The organism is Variovorax sp. 350MFTsu5.1 (genome assembly GCF_048302515.1).
Lineage (GTDB): Bacteria > Pseudomonadota > Gammaproteobacteria > Burkholderiales > Burkholderiaceae_C > Variovorax > Variovorax guangxiensis.
Window position 1 is genome coordinate 4989788 of the sequence record NZ_CP157620.1, and the last position, 15589, is coordinate 5005376.

Below are 15589 nucleotides of genomic sequence, written 5' to 3' on the forward strand. Positions count from 1 at the left end.
CGTCAGACGCCCAGGATCGAGACCGCCTTGGTGTTGAGGTAAGCCTCAAGCGCCTCTGGGCCGCCTTCCGAGCCGTAGCCCGAATCCTTCACGCCGCCGAAAGGCATTTCCGGCGAGGGGGTTGCGGGCTGGTTGATCCAGAGCATGCCCAATTCGAGCTTTTGGCTCAGCAGGTGGGCGTTCTTGATCGACTTGGTGAAGGCGTAGCCGGCCAGGCCGAAAGGCAGGCGGTTGGCTTCGGCGATCGCTTCTTCCAGCGTGTCGAAGCCGCGGATGGCGGCGATGGGGCCGAAGGGTTCGTTGTTGAACACGTCGGCATCCAGCGGCACGTCGGTCAGCACGGTGGGAGCGAAGAAGTTGCCGGCATCGCCGACGCGTTCGCCGCCGGTCGCGACCGTGGCGCCCTTCTTGCGGGCATCTTCCAGCACGTAGGCCATGGCCGTGAGGCGGCGCGCATTGGCCAGCGGGCCGAGGTTGGTGCCTTCGGCAAGGCCGTCGCCGAGCTTCAGGCCTTCGGCGTGCTTGACCAGCAGGCTGGCGAACTCGTTGCGCAAGCTGTTGTGCACCAGGAAGCGGGTCGGCGAGATGCAGACCTGGCCCGCGTTGCGGAACTTGGCGGCACCGGCGGCCTTGACGGCCAGCGCCACGTCGGCGTCTTCGGAGACGATGACCGGGGCATGGCCGCCGAGCTCCATCGTCACGCGCTTCATGTGCTGGCCGGCCAGCGCGGCCAGCTGCTTGCCGACCGGGGTCGAGCCGGTGAAAGTGACCTTGCGGATGATCGGGTGGGCGATCAGGTAGTTCGAGATCTCGGCGGGGTTGCCGAACACCAGGCCAACCACGCCGGGCGGGATGCCCGCGTCGACGAAGGCGCGCAGCAGCGCGGCGGGCGACGCCGGGGTTTCCTCCGGCGCCTTCACCAGGAACGAGCAGCCGGTGGCCAGCGCCGCGCCAAGCTTGCGCACGATCTGGTTGATCGGGAAGTTCCAGGGCGTGAACGCGGCGACGGGGCCCAGGGGCTCCTTCAGCACCAGTTGCTGCGCGGCCAGGTTGCGCGAGGGCACGATGCGGCCGTAGACGCGGCGGCCTTCGTCGGCGAACCACTCGATGATGTCGGCGGCGGCCATCGTCTCGACCTTGGCCTCGCCCAGCGGCTTGCCCTGCTCCTGCGTGAGCAGCTTGGCGATTTCGAGGGAGCGTTCGCGGATCAGGCCCGCGGCGCGGCGCATGACGGCGGCGCGCTCGTTGGCGGGGGTGTTGCGCCAGGTTTCGAAGCCGCGCTGCGCCGCGGCGAGGGCGCGGTCCAGGTCGGCGATGCTGGCATGCGCCACCTTGCCGATGGCCTTGCCGGTGGCGGGATTCACGACGTCCAGCGTCTTGCCGCCGGTGGCGTCGACCCACTCGTTGTCGATCAGCAGGCGGGTGTCGGTGTAGGTGGCGGTCATGGCGAGCTATTCCTTCAGGACTGGATGATGAAAAGAAGAATGGGGAATTCTGGGTGTGCGGCGCGGCACCGGGGGTGGCGACGGCGGCGGCGGCCACGGGCCGCAGGGGGCATAGATTAACCCGAGTTCACAAACCTCGCCGGCTGGGCGGCCACCGGCGAGGGCCGGACCAGCCATGCGCGCCGAACATAATCGCCGCCCAACCAACACCAAGAGGGATCAGAGGAACCATGCACTCGGCACTGCGCAACAACCTGTTTTTCATCAAGGAGCACGTCGGCATCTTCAAGGCGGCCAACAACTACGACATCTTCGACCCGCACTCGCAGCAGAAGATTCTGGAATGCCGCGAACCCGACCTGGGCTTCTTCAGCAAGCTGCTGCGCTTCACCGACTACAAGCGCTTCACGCCTTTCAACGTGGTGGTGTCGACGCCCGAGGGACACAAGGTGCTGTCGATCCGGCGAGGCGTTTCCATCTTCCTGTCGAAAGTGGAGGTGCTGGACGAGAACGACCGGCTGGTCGGCTCGTTCAAGCAGAAGCTCTTCTCCATCGGCGGCAAGTTCGATGTGCTCGACGCGCAGGAGGAGGTCGTCTGCACGCTCAGGGGCAAGTGGACCAGCTGGGACTTCCGCTTCGTGCAGGGCAGCAGCGAGCTTGCCGCCGTGTCCAAGAAGTGGGCGGGGCTGGGCAAGGAGCTCTTCACCACCGCCGACAACTACATGCTTTCGATCGACCCGGGCGTGCCGGCCAGCGACGCCCGCCGCCTGCTGATCATGGCGGCCGTGATGTGCATCGACATGGTGCTGAAGGAGTAACGGGGAGCCGCTCCTTCAGCCGCCCGACTACAACACCAGCAGCGCGCGGAAGTCGTTGACGTTGGTGTTCGTGGGCCCGGTCACGAACAGGTCGCCGATGGCATCGAAGTAGCCGTAGGCGTCGTTACGGTCGAGGTGGTCAGACAGCTTCTTTCCGGCGGCCGTGGCGCGCGCCAGCGTGTCCGGGGTGACGAAGGCACCGGCGTTGTCTTCCACGCCGTCGATGCCATCGGTGTCGGCCGCCAGCGCCCACACCTGCGGCTGGCCCATGAGTGCCCCGGCCAGTCCCATGCAGAACTCGCCGGCCCGCCCGCCCCTGCCCTTGGCCTGGCCCGGCTGGCGGGGACGGATCGTGACGGTGGTCTCGCCGCCCGAAAGAATGACGCAGGGCCGCGCGAAAGGCTCGCCGCGGTGCGCCACGGCGCGCGCGAGCGCGGCATGCACCTTGCCGACTTCGCGCGACTCGCCTTCCATCTCGTCGCTGAGGATGTGCGCCTCCATGCCGGCCTCGCGCGCCGCCCGCGCCGCCGCTTCGAGCGACTGCTGGGGCGTGGCGATCATGTGCGTCTCGTGGCCCTTGAAGACGGCGTCGTCGGGCTTGGGCGTCTCGAGTTCGCCGCTCTCGAGGCGCGCACGCACCGGCGCGGGCACCTCGATACCGTAGCGGTCGAGGATGGCCAGCGCGTCGGCGCAGGTGGTGGCGTCGGGCACGGTCGGGCCGCTGGCGATGACGGCCGGATCATCGCCGGGCACGTCGCTGATGGTCAGCGTCACCACGCGGGCCGGCGCGCATGCCGCCGCCAGCCGGCCGCCCTTGATGCGCGACAGGTGCTTGCGCACGCAGTTCATCTCGCCGATGTTCGCGCCGCTTTCGAGCAGCTGCTTGTTGATACGCTGCTTGTCGGCCAGCGTCAGCCCTTCGGCGGGCAGCACCAGCAGCGACGAGCCGCCGCCGGAAATCAGGCACAGCACGAGGTCGTCGGCTGTGAGGCCCTTCGTCAGCGCGAGGATGCGCTCGGCCGCCTGCTGGCCCGCTGCGTCGGGCACGGGGTGCGCGGCCTCGACGATCTCGATGCGCTGCGGCAGCCCTTCCGGGCGCGGCGGAATGTGGTCGTAGCGCGTGACGACCAGCCCCGACAGCGGCGCGTCGGCCGGCCACAGGGCCTCCAGCGCGTGCACCATCGAGCCGCCGGCCTTGCCGGCGCCCAGCACCAGCGTCCGGCCCTTGGGTGGCGGCGGCAGGTGGGCGCCCAGCGTGGACAGCGGCAGCGCGCGGTCCACCGCCACGCGATAGAGATGTTCGAGGAAGGCGCGCGGGGCTTCGCGCGGATCGGGGGCGGGGCCGAAGGCCGGGGTCGATGCGGTCGTCATTGCTGCTTTGTCTCCAATCCGGCGATTGTGCTGCGGACCGTGACCGGCCCCGCTTGCCGCCGGTCAACTTCTGTCTGACTAGTTGGTCTTTGCGCCTGCCTGGAACCAGCGGCCGACCAGGGCCCGCTCCTCGTCGGTGATGCCCGTGGCGTTGTTCATCGGCATGATCTTGGTGACCACCACCTGCTGGTAGATGGCCTGCGCGTGGGCCGCCACCTGCTCGGGCGAATCGACCCGCACGTTCTTCATCTGCACGGCAGGGCCGTGGCACATGAAGCAGCGCTGCTCAAGCACCTTCTGCACGTCCTTGAACTGCACGGCCGGAGCGGCGGCAGCCACCGCGGGCGCGGCGACCTGCTCTGGCTTCATCCACACGATCGTCAGGCCCAGCACCACGATGCCGACCAGCGCATAGGGCAGCGGATTGCCCGCGTTGCCCAGCTTGAAGCGATGGCGCACCACGAAGAACTGCCGGATGGCCGCGCCGCCGAGCATGATCAGCAGCAGCACGATCCAGTTGTACTTGTGCGTGTAGGCGAAGCTGTAGTGGTTGCTCAGCATCGCGAATAGCACCGGCAGCGTGAAGTAGGTGTTGTGCACGCTGCGCTGCTTGCCGCGCTGGCCGTGCACAGGGTCGACCGGCCTGCCTTCGCGCAGCGCCGCCACGTTCTTGCGCTGGCCGGGGATGATCCAGAAGAACACGTTGCCGCTCATGGTCGTGGCCATCATGGCGCCCACCAGCAGGAAGGCCGCGCGACCCGCGAACCACTGGCAGGCCAGCCACGTCGCGAAGGCGATGAAGACGGCGATCAGCACGCCGACGATGGTGTCGCCGTGCTTGCGGCGCCCGAAGATCTGGCAGATGCCGTCGTAGACCATCCAGAACACGACGAAGAAGGCCAGCGCCACGGCAATGGCGGCGCCGGGCTGCCAGTCCATCTTCGACTTGTCGATGAGGTAGGTGCTCGCGTTCCACAGGTACGACATGGTGAACAGCGAGAAACCCGTGATCCAGGTGGAGTAGCTCTCCCAGTAAGACCAGTGCAGGTGGTCGGGCAGCTTCTTGGGCGCCAGCGCGTACTTCTGCATGTTGTAGAAGCCGCCGCCGTGCACGGCCCATTGCTCGCCGCCCACGCCCTTGTCGAGCGATTCCTGGTCCTGCGGCTTCTCGAGGCTGTTGTCCAGCATCACGAAGTAGAAGGAGGCGCCGATCCAGGCGATGGCGGTGATGACGTGGACCCAGCGCAGCAGCAGGTTGGCCCAGTCGAGGTAGTAGCTTTCCATATGCTTCTCTCTCAACCCGATTGGCGCGTGAGGACGCCAGGAAAGGGTTTCAGCCTGCTCACCACCGCGGGCGCTGTAAGCAGAGAAAGTGCCGCGAACGCAGGCTCCATGGGCAGATGGGCCTCGCTCCGCTGCGGCTTGTTGTGGACCGAAAGTGTATACAGTTTTGGCAAGGGAGGGTGCGGTTTTTTTGGGATGCGACCGCCGGGAAAACCCTGTTCAGCCCAGCGATTGCAACAACTGTGCCGCCACCGCCACCGCGATGACCTCGGGCTCCTTGCCCGTGATGCCGGGCACGCCGATCGGGCAGGTGACGCGGGCCAGTTCGTCGGCCGTGAAGCCGCGCGCCTCCAGCCGGTGGCTGAAGGTGGCCCATTTGGTCTTGCTGCCGATCAGGCCGATGTAGGGCAAGTCGTTGCGCTCGCGCAGGCGCTTGAGGCAGGCGATGACGATGTCCAGGTCTTCGGCATGGCTGAAGCTCATGATGAGCACGCGGCTGCCCGGCGCGAGCGCGGCCACGGCGTCCTGCACGGGCTCGGAATGCTCGGTGTCGATCTGCGCGGGCAACTCTTCGGGGAAGACGCCGTCGCGGCTGTCGATCCAGCGCACCGAGAACGGCAGCGTCGACAGCAGGCGTGCCAGCGCCGCGCCCACGTGGCCGCCGCCGAAGAGGGCCACCGGCTCGAGCTGAGCGAGCAGGTCCTGCTGCAGCCTCGGCGCATCGGCGGCCGTGATGCGTTCGTAGGAGAGGAACATCACCCCGCCGCAGCACTGCCCCAGGCTGGGTCCGAGCGGATAGCGCTGGATGCCGTCGAAGGGCTTGCGCGTGCCTGCCAGCAGCTCGCGCGCTTCCTTGGTCGCCTGGAACTCCAGCTGCCCGCCGCCGATGGTGGCGGTCAGGCCGTCGGCCCACACGGCCATCCAGGTCCCGGCCTCGCGCGGCGCCGAGCCCTGCGTGGACTCGACGCGTACCAGCACCGCGTCTTCATGGCGCAGGCGCGCCAGCAATTGATCGACCGCACTGCTCATCGTCATCGATACCTTCGGTTGCCGGGCGCGCGACGACTCACGGTATAAACCCGGCCATGAATCGCCAGCTTACGCCTCGCCGCCTCGCACTTGCAGCTTCTGTTGTTTCGGCCCTCTGGCTTGCCGGCTGCGGCTCCACCGGGTCGGTGCCCGGCCAGCTGAGCGGGGCCAGCGGCGATGTCGGGGCCGGGCCGGTGCCGTCCGCATCCAGTGCTTCTTCCGCACGCGCCTATCGCCGCGATGCCGCGCGCCATGTCTATGAAGCCAACCGCTCGCGCATCTACAAGGGCCAGCTGCCGCCGGTGCTGTACGCGGTCGGCACGCTCGAGGTGAACATCGACGCTGGCGGCAAGGTGCGTTCGATGCACTGGCTGCGCGCGCCCAAGCATGCGCCCGAAGTGATTGCCGAGATCGAGCGCACGGTGCTGAAGGCGTCGCCCTTCCCTCCGGCAACGCGCCTGGGCTCCGTCACCTGGACGGACACCTGGCTGTGGGACGAGAGCGGACGCTTCCAACTCGACACCCTGACCGAAGGCCAGCAACAAGGCGACTGAAGCCCCGGCTCAGGAGCCGCGGTAGGTGGAGTAGCTCCACGGGCTCACGAGCAGCGGCACGTGGTAGTGCTGGTCGGTGTGGGCCACGCCGAAGTCCAGCGAGACCTTGTTCAGGAAGTTCGGCTCCGGCAGCTTGACGCCGAGGGCCTTGAAGTAGCCGGCCACGTCGAACACCAGGCGATAGGTGCCGACCTTCAGCGAATTGTTGTCGTAGAGAGGCCCGTCGCTGCGGCCGTCCGAATTCAGCGTGAAGCGCTTCACCAAGGTGGCGACGTCGCCGTCGGTGGTGTACAGCGCAACCTCCATGCCGGCCGCGGGGCCGCCGTGCATCGTGTCCAGTACGTGAGTGCTAAGGCCCATGGGGCGCTCCTTGAAAGTCCGAAAAGCTCGGATCGGCGGGTGCGGGAAATTCCGGTGGACAAAAGTGTATACAGTTACCGGCTTTGGGTCTATCATGAAAAACATGGAGTCCTCCACCACCCGTTCGATCGTCGATGCCCTCACGAAGGCCATCGTCGAGCACCGGCTTCAGCCCGGCACCAAGCTGGCCGAGCAGAAGCTGGCCGATCACTTCGGCGTCTCGCGCACGCTGGTGCGCCAGGCGCTGTTCCAGCTGTCGCAGAACAAGCTCATCCGGCTGGAGCCCGCGCGCGGCGCCTTCGTGGCCGCGCCCGCGGTCGACGAGGCCAAGCAGGTGTTCGCGGTGCGCCGCATGCTCGAGGCCGAGATGACGCGCGAGTTCGTGCGCACCGTCACCCCGGCCAAGATCAAGGCGCTGAAGGAGCACGTGGCGCTCGAGAAGTCCGCCGTGTCGGGCGAAGACGTCTCCGGCCGCACCGAGCTGCTCGGCGACTTCCACGTGCGCATGGCCGAGCTCATGGGCAACCAGGTGCTGGCGCAGATCCTGGGCGAGCTCATCTCGCGCTGCGCCCTCATCACGCTGATGTACCAGAGCGCCAGCGCGGCCGAGCACTCCAACGACGAGCACGCCGACATCGTGAAGGCACTCGCCGCGCGCGACGAGGAGCGCGCCGTGCGCCTCATGACCGAACACCTCGAGCACGTCGAGGCCAACCTCACCTTCGACCGCAAGGTCCCGACCAACGACATCTCGCTGGCGTTGTCCTGATCCACACAATGACTGTCTACGACTCCACCCTGCCCTATCCGCGCGACCTGATCGGCTACGGCCGCAACCCGCCCCATGCGCAATGGCCGAACGGCGCGCGCGTCGCCGTGCAGTTCGTGCTGAACTACGAGGAAGGCGGCGAGAACGCCACGCTGCACGGCGACGCGGGCTCCGAGCAGTTCCTCTCGGAGATGTTCAATCCGGCGAGCTTTCCCGACCGGCACATCAGCATGGAAGGCATCTACGAGTACGGCTCGCGTGCCGGCGTATGGCGCATCCTGCGCGAGTTCGAGAAGCGCGGGCTGCCGCTGACCGTGTTCGGCGTGGGCATGGCGCTGCAGCGCTATCCCGAGCTGACCGCCGCCTTCAAGGAACTGGGCCACGAGATCGCCTGCCACGGCTGGCGCTGGATCCATTACCAGAACATCGACGAGGCCACCGAGCGCGAACACATGCGCCTGGGCATGGAAGCCATCGAGAAGCTCACCGGCGAGCGCGCCGTGGGCTGGTACACCGGCCGCGACAGCCCCCGCACGCGCCGCCTCGTGGCCGACTACGGCGGCTTCGAATACGACAGCGACTACTACGGCGACGACCTGCCCTTCTGGATGAAGGTGCAGAAGACCGACGGCACCGTCGTGCCGCAGCTCATCGTGCCCTACACGCTCGACTGCAACGACATGCGCTTCGCGCTGCCGCAGGGCTACTCGCACGCCGACCCGTTCTTCCAGTACATGAAGGACAGCTTCGACGCGCTCTATGCCGAAGGCGACCCGAACGGCGACGACAGCCCGAAGATGATGAGCATCGGCATGCATTGCCGCCTGCTCGGCCGGCCCGGGCGCATCACCGCGCTGCAGCGCTTCCTCGACCACATCGCCAAGCACGACAAGGCGTGGGTCTGCCGCCGCGTGGACATCGCGCGCCACTGGAAGCAGGCGCATCCCTTTGAAGCCGGAGCCGCATCATGAGCCTCACCATCGCCCAACTCAACGCCGCGGCGCCGGCCGAAGCCGTCGCGCTGCTCGACGGCATCTACGAGCACTCGCCCTGGATCGCCGAGCGCGCCCTCGCCGCGCGCCCCTTCCGCTCGCTCGCGCACCTCAAGCACGCGCTGGTGCAGGCGCTGGCCGCTTCGTCGGCCGATGAGCAGATCGGCCTGATCCGCGCCCACCCCGAGCTCGCCGGCAAGGCCATGGTCAGCAAGACGCTGACAGCCGAATCGACCAACGAGCAGAGCAAGGCCGGCCTGACCGACTGCACGCCCGAGGAGTTCGCGAAGATCCAGCAGCTCAACGCCGACTACAACGCCAAGTTCGGATTTCCCTTCATCCTCGCGGTGCGCGGCCCGCGCGGCACCGGGCTGGCCAAGCGCGAGATCATCGAGACCTTCGCTCGCCGGCTGCACAACCACCCCGACTTCGAACTCGGCGAGGCGCTGCGCAACATCCATCGCATCGCCGAGATCCGCCTGAACGACAAGTTCGCCGCCGACATCACGCTCGGCAACGACGTGTGGGACTGGCAGGAGCAGCTCTCGGTGCACACCGACCCCGGCTATGCCGAGAAGGGCCAGCTCACCGTCACCTACCTGACCGACGCGCACCGCGCCTGCGCCGCGCAGATCAGTGCGCTGATGCGCGACGTGGGCTTCGACTCGGTGCACATCGACGCCGTGGGCAACGTGGTCGGGCGCTACGAAGGCGCCACGCCCGACGCAAAGACCCTGCTGACCGGCTCGCACTACGACACCGTGCGCAACGGAGGCAAGTACGACGGCCGCCTCGGCATCTTCGTGCCGATGGCCTGCGTGCGCGAGCTCAAGCGCCAGAACAGGCGCCTGCCCTTCGCCTTCGAGGTGGTGGGCTTCGCCGAGGAGGAAGGCCAGCGCTACAAGGCGACCTTCCTTGGCTCGGGCGCGCTCATCGGCCACTTCGACCAGCGCTGGCTCGACCAGAAGGACGTCGACGGCATCACCATGCGCGAGGCCATGCAGCATGCCGGCCTGAAGCAGGAAGACATCCCGAAGATCCAGCGCGACCCGGCCCGCTACCTCGGCTTCGTCGAGGTGCACATCGAGCAGGGCCCGGTGCTCACCGAGCTCGACCTGCCGCTGGGCATCGTCACCTCCATCAACGGCAGCGTGCGCTACGTGGGCGAGGTGATCGGCATGGCCAGCCACGCCGGCACCACGCCCATGGACCGCCGCCGCGACGCGGCCGCGGCCGTGGCCGAGCTGATCCTCTACACCGAGCAGCGCGCCGCGAAGGACGGCGACTCGGTCGGCACCGTCGGCATGCTCGAAGTGCCCAGCGGTTCCATCAACGTGGTGCCGGGGCGCTGCAAGTTCAGCCTCGACCTGCGCGCGCCCAACAACGCGCAGCGCGACGCGCTGGCCAACGACGTGGTCGCGGCGCTGAAGGACATCTGCGAGCGCCGCGGCGTTCGCTACGAGCTCGAGGAAACCATGCGCGCGGCCGCTGCGCCCAGCGCGCCCGCCTGGCAGCAACGCTGGGAAAAGGCTGTCGACGCGCTGGGTATTCCGCTCTTTCGCATGGCCAGCGGCGCCGGCCACGACGCCATGAAGCTGCACGAGGTGATGCCGCAGGCGATGCTGTTCGTGCGCGGCATCAACTCGGGCATCAGCCACAACCCGCTCGAATCGAGCACCAACGACGACATCCAGCTCGCCGTGGAGGCATTCCAGCTCCTGCTGGACAACCTGGCGACCGAACAAGCCCACTGAAACACAGAAAAAACGCCATGACCGACTACGCCAAGCTCGACGCCTGGATCGACGCCCACTTCGACGAGGAAGTGAAGTTCCTGCAGCAACTGGTGCAGGTGCCCACCGACACGCCGCCGGGCAACAACGCGCCGCACGCCGAACGCACCGCCGAACTGCTGAACGACTTCGGCCTCACGGCCGAGAAGCACGCCGTGCCCGCGCAGGAAGTGAAGGACTACGGCCTCGAATCGATTACCAACCTGATCGTGCGCCGCCAGTACGGCGACGGCGGCCGCACGGTGGCGCTGAACGCGCACGGCGACGTGGTGCCGCCCGGCGAAGGCTGGACGCACGACCCGTACGGCGGCGAGATCGTCGACGGCAGCCTCTACGGCCGCGCCGCCGCCGTGAGCAAGAGCGACTTCGCCAGCTTCACCTTCGCGCTGCGCGCCCTCGAGGCGGTGGCCAAGCCGGCCAAGGGCAGCATCGAGCTGCACTTCACCTACGACGAGGAGTTCGGCGGCATCCTGGGCCCGGGCTGGCTGCTCGAGAAGGGGCTGACCAAGCCCGACCTGATGATCGCGGCCGGCTTCAGCTACGAAGTGGTCACGGCGCACAACGGCTGCCTGCAGATGGAGGTGACGGTGCACGGCAAGATGGCGCACGCCGCCGTGCCGGCCACCGGCATCGACGCGCTGCAGGGCGCCACGAAGATCCTGAACGCGCTCTATGCACAGAACACCCTCTACAAGCAGGTCACGTCGAAGGTCGAGGGCATCACGCACCCCTACCTGAACGTCGGCCGCATCGAGGGCGGCACCAACACCAACGTGGTTCCGGGCAAGGTGGTGTTCAAGCTCGACCGCCGCATGATCCCCGAGGAGAACCCGGCGGAGGTGGAAGCCACCATCCGCAAGGTGATCGCCGACGCGGCCGCCGAGAGCGAAGGCATCACCGTCGAGATCAAGCGCCTGCTGCTGGCCAACTCGATGAAGCCCCTGGCGGGCAACAAGCCGCTGGTCGACGCGATCCAGAAGCATGGCGGCGAGCTGTTCGGCGAGCCGATCAAGGCCATGGGCACCCCGCTCTACACCGACGTGCGCCTGTACGTGGAAGCCGGTATTCCCGGCGTGATCTACGGCGCCGGCCCGCGCACCGTGCTCGAATCGCACGCCAAGCGCAGCGACGAGCGCGTGGTGCTGGAAGACCTGCGCCGCGCGACCAAGGTGATCGCGCGCACGCTCAGCGACCTGCTGGCGTAATCAAACGGGTCGGGCGGGGGCAGCTCAGCCTGCCCTGGCGGGCGCAGGCGCCGAGCGCGCGGCGGCCCACGCCATCACCTCGGGCAGCGGCGCGGGCCGCGCGAGGTGATAGCCCTGCACCAACCCACACCCCAGGTTGCGCAGCACGTCGAGCTCGGCCTGCGTCTCCACGCCCTCGGCCACCACCTGCACGCCCAGCGAGTGGCCGAGCTGCACGATGGCATCCACCAGTACCTCGTTGCTCGGCGAGGACGACAGGTCGAGGATGAAGCTGCGGTCGATCTTCACCTGCCGCACATATTCGCTGCGCAGCGAGGCCAGCGACGAGTAACCCACCCCGAAGTCGTCGACCACGATCGCCACGCCCGCGGCCGAGAGCGCGTTCAGCCGGCCGCGCGTGGCGTGGGTGTCGAGCGCCACCTCTTCCGTGATCTCGATCTGCAGCCGCCGCGGCGCGATGCCGCGCAGCTTCAGCATGCCGAGCACGATGTCGTCCACCGCCAGCTGTGCCATTTCGCGCGGCGAGACGTTGACGGCCACCGGCACGGCCGCGAGGCTCGAGCCGGCGGCCTCCATCTGGCGCATGCCCCGGCAGACCTCGTCGACCAGGTGCCGCAGCAGCGGCTCGGCCACGCCGGTGCTCGCGGCCGCGTAGATCACGTCCTCCGGGGCGATGTGGCCGTGGCGGGGGTGGTTCCAGCGCATCAGCGCCTCCAGGCTGTGGACCTCGCTGCCGTCGCTGCTCATGATCGGCTGGTACCACACGCCGATGCCGCGCGATTCGATGGCCTGCAGCAGGTCGCGCTCCACGTCGCGGCGCGTGGCCAGGCGCTGGTTGAGCGCGCTGTCGAAGACCTGGTAGCGGTTGCGTCCGGTGCGCTTGGCCTCGTGCAGGGCCTCGTCGGCGAAGCTGATCATGTCGGCCACCTCGGTCTCGCCCGAGAGCGAAATGCCGATGCTCACGCCCAGGTGGCCGCCGTAGTGCGCCGTGGCGAAGGAAATGGAGCGGATCAGCGCCTGCGCGATCTCGGGCGGCGCCTGGCGTTCATTGCGCAGGCAGTAGAGCAAGGCGAACTCGTCACCGCCCCAGCGGCCGAGCACGGCCTGCATCTCGGCAGTTTCGCGCTGCAGCCAGTGGGCCACGTCCTGCAGGACGCGGTCGCCCACCTTGTGGCCGAAGGCGTCGTTCACCGCCTTGAAGCCGTCGAGGTCCAGCAGCAGCAGGGCATGCTGGCGGCCATCGTGCGCGGCGAGGTGCAGCGTGGCCGCGTCGGTGAAGCCTTCGCGGTTGAGCAGGCCGGTGAGCGAGTCGTGCGAGGCGCGGAAGGCCAGTTGCTGCGTCGCGTCGAGCGACTGCGCGTGCGCCTTGCGCAACTGCACCGCCATCGCGGTGGCCTCGTTGCGGATGCGGCTGCTTGCGCGGAAATTCCTGTCGCTGTGCACCGCGCCACGCACGAGCGCCGCCAGGTACAGCAGCACCATCGCCGCCAGGCTCAGGTTGTCGAAGCCGCCCGCATAGGCCAGGCAGCCGGCCACCGACAGCAGCGCCGGCACAATGAAGCTGATAGGCACGAACGCATAAGCGATGCCGTAGGTAACCGCCCCTGCGCAGATACCGCACACCACCGTCAGGTAGAACACCGCCTGCGGCGAGGAGTACCCGTCGCACAACAGCGGGATGAGCGCCCACACGCAGCCCGACACCGCCGCCATGGCCGCCGCGACCCGCAGATGCCACTCGACCGGGCGGGCATCCGGCGAGGTCGCGATGCCGTTCTCGGGCACGATGCCCGGCCAGGGCGCGAAGGGCCAGCGGCAGATGTAGCTGCGGATGCCGTTCACCATGAGCGACAGCAGCAGCCAGCAAAGACCTTCGAAGGCGCGGCCGGCGTTCAGGGCGACCAGCGCCGCGACGCAGCTCAGCACCACGTTGATGGGGATGGCCGAGAGCACGCTGCGGCGCACCGCCACCATCTGGTCGGTGCGCACCATGCGCGACAGCACCTCTTCGTCGACGGACGCGGTGAGCGGTGAGGAAGGCGCGCTGGAATTCATGAGCCGCACAGTTTATAGAGCGCAGGGCACATAAGCGCCCCAGTGGTGCGTGGCGACAACGAACTTTCGTTCAACTTTCATCGGGACGTCATCGCGACCTCCGAGACTCGCGGCTTTTCTCGCAGACGCGCACTTCAGGTGCGCGTCTCCTTTTCCAGCCTGCCATGTTCAATCTTCCGACCTCCCTCCCGACCGCCCTGCCCGCCCTGCCGTTCCGCCGCACCCTGTTCTCCACGCTCGCCGTCGGCACCCTGATGCTCGCCGGCTGCGGTGGCGGAGGCGGCTCCAGCGGCCCGGCCTTCCTCCCCACCGCCCCCGGCACTCCGACCGCCGTTGCGCCGGCACCCGCGCCCGCCCAGGCACAGCCGCCGGCTCCCGGCCCGGCGGGCCGATGGACTGTCGGCGACCTGCACATCCACACGATGCAGTCGGACGACACCCAGCAGATCTCCACGCTCGACCAGGTGCTGGCCAAGGCCTTCGACCAGTTCGGGCTCGACTGGGCGGCAATCTCCGATCACCTGCGCCTGTCTTCCTACGACAACAACGGCAACAAGCTGGCCGCGCAGATTCCGTTCTCCGAAGGCATGGCCAAGTACCAGGTGCCGCGCATCAAGGCGCTGCAGGCCGGCGGCAAGTACGCCGACAAGACCATCTTCGCGGCCTTCGAATGGGACATGCCCTCGCACGACCACGGCAACGTGGGCATCCTGACCGACAACCCGATGTCGGACGCCGCGCTCAAGGCCGTGAGCCAGTTCGAGTACCTCTTCACCAACCGCGATCCGGCGCTCTTCCCGGCCGCCGACGTGGCCGCCTGGGGCCCCAAGGCCGGCACCGGCTACAACACGCACGCCGAGACCATGGCGGCGATCGCCTGGCTCAAGAAGAACTACCCCGACACCAGCTACCTGCAGATCAACCACCCGTCGCGCAACCCCGGCAAGTACACGATCGCGCAGCTGCGCGAGATGAACGACCTCGCGCCGAACATCGTGTTCTCGCTCGAAGGCATGGTCGGCAACCAGATGGAGCCCGACCGCGGCGGCTACAACAGCGCCTACATCGACGCCAACCTGCCTTCGCGCACCTATGGCGGCGTCGACTACCTCGTCGCCAAGCTCGGCGGCACCTGGGACGCGCTGCTCTCCGAAGGCCGCCGCATCTGGAACGTGGCCGACTCCGACTACCACTTCACCATCTCGCAGGGCCAGTACAGCAGCGGCTACGCGCCTGGCGAGTACGCGAAGAACCATCTGTTCGGCGACATCAAGGATCCGAAGTCGCTGCTCACGGCCATGCGCTCGGGCAAGCTCTTCGCGGTGAACGGCGGCCTGATCGATGCGCTCGACTTCAAGGTCCAGAGTGCCAAGACGGCCGGCGAGATGGGCTCCGAAGTGGCGGCAAAGGCCGGTGAAGACCTCACGATCACCATCCGCTTCAAGAGCCCCGAGCGCAACAACTTCGAGTACCAGCTCGGCAGCGGCCGCTTCGCCAACGTGAAGCCGGTGGTCGACCACATCGACCTGATCGCGGGCGACGTGACCGGCCCCGAACTGCCGGGCACACCGGGCTACTCGCGCGACACCAACCCGTCGACGCGCGTGCTCAAGCGCTTCACGCGCGCCGACTGGAAGCTCGATGCCGACGGCTACTTCGCCGTGAGCTACACGGTGAAGGCCGGCAACAACCAGTACTTCCGCCTGCGCGGCACCAACCTGGGTACCGACGTGCCCAACGAAACGGCCGGCGGCGAGCCGCTCTTCGACGCGCAGACCACGGGCACCGACAACGTGGCCCGCTTCAACGCGATCAACGTGCGCAACTACAGCGACCTCTGGTTCTATTCGAACCCGGTGTTCGTGAAGGTCGCCGCGCAATAGCCGGGCGGCCGAACGCCGCGCAGCCCCCGGC

At 67.9% G+C, this 15589-nt stretch carries 13 protein-coding genes; 7 read left to right on the top strand and 6 right to left on the bottom strand.

What is annotated here, in order from left to right; all coding sequences use genetic code 11:
- Nucleotides 1-2 precede the first annotated feature (2 nt).
- The gene (locus ABL843_RS22660; protein WP_418117403.1) at nt 3-1445 is read right to left on the bottom strand and encodes an NAD-dependent succinate-semialdehyde dehydrogenase; all 1443 of its coding nucleotides are present in this window, start codon (nt 1443-1445) and stop codon (nt 3-5) included.
- 230 nt (nt 1446-1675) lie between these two features.
- Here ABL843_RS22660 and ABL843_RS22665 point away from each other — a divergent pair, with 230 nt between their 5' ends.
- Nucleotides 1676-2263, top strand: coding sequence for a phospholipid scramblase-related protein (locus ABL843_RS22665; RefSeq protein WP_418117404.1), 588 nt, complete (start codon nt 1676-1678; stop codon nt 2261-2263).
- Nucleotides 2264-2290: 27 nt separating this feature from the next.
- Here ABL843_RS22665 and ABL843_RS22670 read toward each other — a convergent pair whose 3' ends face one another.
- The 3 genes from ABL843_RS22670 to xdhC form a co-directional block, all read right to left on the bottom strand.
- A complete protein-coding gene (locus ABL843_RS22670; protein WP_184641510.1) occupies nt 2291-3634 on the bottom strand; it encodes a glycerate kinase type-2 family protein in 1344 nt (447 codons plus the stop codon).
- A 78-nt stretch (nt 3635-3712) separates the two neighbouring features.
- The gene (locus ABL843_RS22675) at nt 3713-4918 is read right to left on the bottom strand and encodes a urate hydroxylase PuuD (protein WP_418117405.1); all 1206 of its coding nucleotides are present in this window, start codon (nt 4916-4918) and stop codon (nt 3713-3715) included.
- A 219-nt stretch (nt 4919-5137) separates the two neighbouring features.
- On the bottom strand, nt 5138-5947 hold the full coding sequence (gene xdhC / locus ABL843_RS22680; RefSeq protein ID WP_418120506.1) for a xanthine dehydrogenase accessory protein XdhC: 810 nt from the start codon (nt 5945-5947) through the stop codon (nt 5138-5140).
- A gap of 56 nt (nt 5948-6003) precedes the next feature.
- On the opposite strand from xdhC, the gene ABL843_RS22685 reads away from it, so the two are divergent.
- On the top strand, nt 6004-6501 hold the full coding sequence (locus ABL843_RS22685) for a hypothetical protein (protein ID WP_126024298.1): 498 nt from the start codon (nt 6004-6006) through the stop codon (nt 6499-6501).
- A 9-nt stretch (nt 6502-6510) separates the two neighbouring features.
- On the opposite strand, the gene uraH is transcribed toward ABL843_RS22685, so the two are convergent.
- Nucleotides 6511-6861 carry a hydroxyisourate hydrolase gene (gene uraH, locus ABL843_RS22690; protein WP_184641509.1) on the bottom strand — a complete coding sequence of 117 codons (351 nt, stop codon included), beginning with the start codon at nt 6859-6861 and terminating at the stop codon, nt 6511-6513.
- Between the two features lie 94 nt (nt 6862-6955).
- Between uraH and ABL843_RS22695 the strand changes: the two genes are divergently transcribed.
- From ABL843_RS22695 to ABL843_RS22710, 4 genes are read left to right on the top strand one after another with little or no spacing between them, the layout of a single operon-like run.
- Nucleotides 6956-7630 (top strand): GntR family transcriptional regulator, encoded by a 675-nt coding sequence (locus tag ABL843_RS22695; RefSeq protein ID WP_019655080.1) that lies wholly within the window; start codon nt 6956-6958, stop codon nt 7628-7630.
- 8 nt (nt 7631-7638) lie between these two features.
- Complete coding sequence (puuE, locus tag ABL843_RS22700) at nt 7639-8601, top strand: allantoinase PuuE (protein ID WP_418117407.1); 963 nt, start codon at nt 7639-7641, stop codon at nt 8599-8601.
- Nucleotides 8598-10376, top strand: coding sequence for a 2-oxo-4-hydroxy-4-carboxy-5-ureidoimidazoline decarboxylase (gene uraD, locus ABL843_RS22705; protein WP_418117408.1), 1779 nt, complete (start codon nt 8598-8600; stop codon nt 10374-10376). The genes puuE and uraD overlap by 4 nt, the downstream gene beginning before the upstream one ends.
- A gap of 17 nt (nt 10377-10393) precedes the next feature.
- Nucleotides 10394-11620, top strand: a complete 1227-nt coding sequence (locus ABL843_RS22710) for a M20 family metallopeptidase (RefSeq protein WP_418117409.1) — start codon at nt 10394-10396, stop codon at nt 11618-11620.
- 24 nt (nt 11621-11644) lie between these two features.
- On the opposite strand, the gene ABL843_RS22715 is transcribed toward ABL843_RS22710, so the two are convergent.
- Nucleotides 11645-13675, bottom strand: a complete 2031-nt coding sequence (locus tag ABL843_RS22715) for a putative bifunctional diguanylate cyclase/phosphodiesterase (RefSeq protein ID WP_418117410.1) — start codon at nt 13673-13675, stop codon at nt 11645-11647.
- 164 nt (nt 13676-13839) lie between these two features.
- On the opposite strand from ABL843_RS22715, the gene ABL843_RS22720 reads away from it, so the two are divergent.
- Nucleotides 13840-15558, top strand: a complete 1719-nt coding sequence (locus ABL843_RS22720; RefSeq protein ID WP_418117412.1) for an S-layer protein — start codon at nt 13840-13842, stop codon at nt 15556-15558.
- The last annotated feature ends 31 nt before the right edge of the window (nt 15559-15589 follow it).

Excerpts from the sequence above, each read along its gene's own strand:
- ABL843_RS22660 (WP_418117403.1), bottom strand. The coding sequence starts at position 1,445 with ATGACCGCCACCTACACCGACACCCGCCTGCTGATCGACAACGAGTGG.
- ABL843_RS22665 (WP_418117404.1), top strand. The coding sequence starts at position 1,676 with ATGCACTCGGCACTGCGCAACAACCTGTTTTTCATCAAGGAGCACGTC.
- ABL843_RS22670 (WP_184641510.1), bottom strand. The coding sequence starts at position 3,634 with ATGACGACCGCATCGACCCCGGCCTTCGGCCCCGCCCCCGATCCGCGC.
- ABL843_RS22675 (WP_418117405.1), bottom strand. The coding sequence starts at position 4,918 with ATGGAAAGCTACTACCTCGACTGGGCCAACCTGCTGCTGCGCTGGGTC.
- xdhC (WP_418120506.1), bottom strand. The coding sequence starts at position 5,947 with ATGAGCAGTGCGGTCGATCAATTGCTGGCGCGCCTGCGCCATGAAGAC.
- ABL843_RS22685 (WP_126024298.1), top strand. The coding sequence starts at position 6,004 with ATGAATCGCCAGCTTACGCCTCGCCGCCTCGCACTTGCAGCTTCTGTT.
- uraH (WP_184641509.1), bottom strand. The coding sequence starts at position 6,861 with ATGGGCCTTAGCACTCACGTACTGGACACGATGCACGGCGGCCCCGCG.
- ABL843_RS22695 (WP_019655080.1), top strand. The coding sequence starts at position 6,956 with ATGAAAAACATGGAGTCCTCCACCACCCGTTCGATCGTCGATGCCCTC.
- puuE (WP_418117407.1), top strand. The coding sequence starts at position 7,639 with ATGACTGTCTACGACTCCACCCTGCCCTATCCGCGCGACCTGATCGGC.
- uraD (WP_418117408.1), top strand. The coding sequence starts at position 8,598 with ATGAGCCTCACCATCGCCCAACTCAACGCCGCGGCGCCGGCCGAAGCC.
- ABL843_RS22710 (WP_418117409.1), top strand. The coding sequence starts at position 10,394 with ATGACCGACTACGCCAAGCTCGACGCCTGGATCGACGCCCACTTCGAC.
- ABL843_RS22715 (WP_418117410.1), bottom strand. The coding sequence starts at position 13,675 with ATGAATTCCAGCGCGCCTTCCTCACCGCTCACCGCGTCCGTCGACGAA.
- ABL843_RS22720 (WP_418117412.1), top strand. The coding sequence starts at position 13,840 with ATGTTCAATCTTCCGACCTCCCTCCCGACCGCCCTGCCCGCCCTGCCG.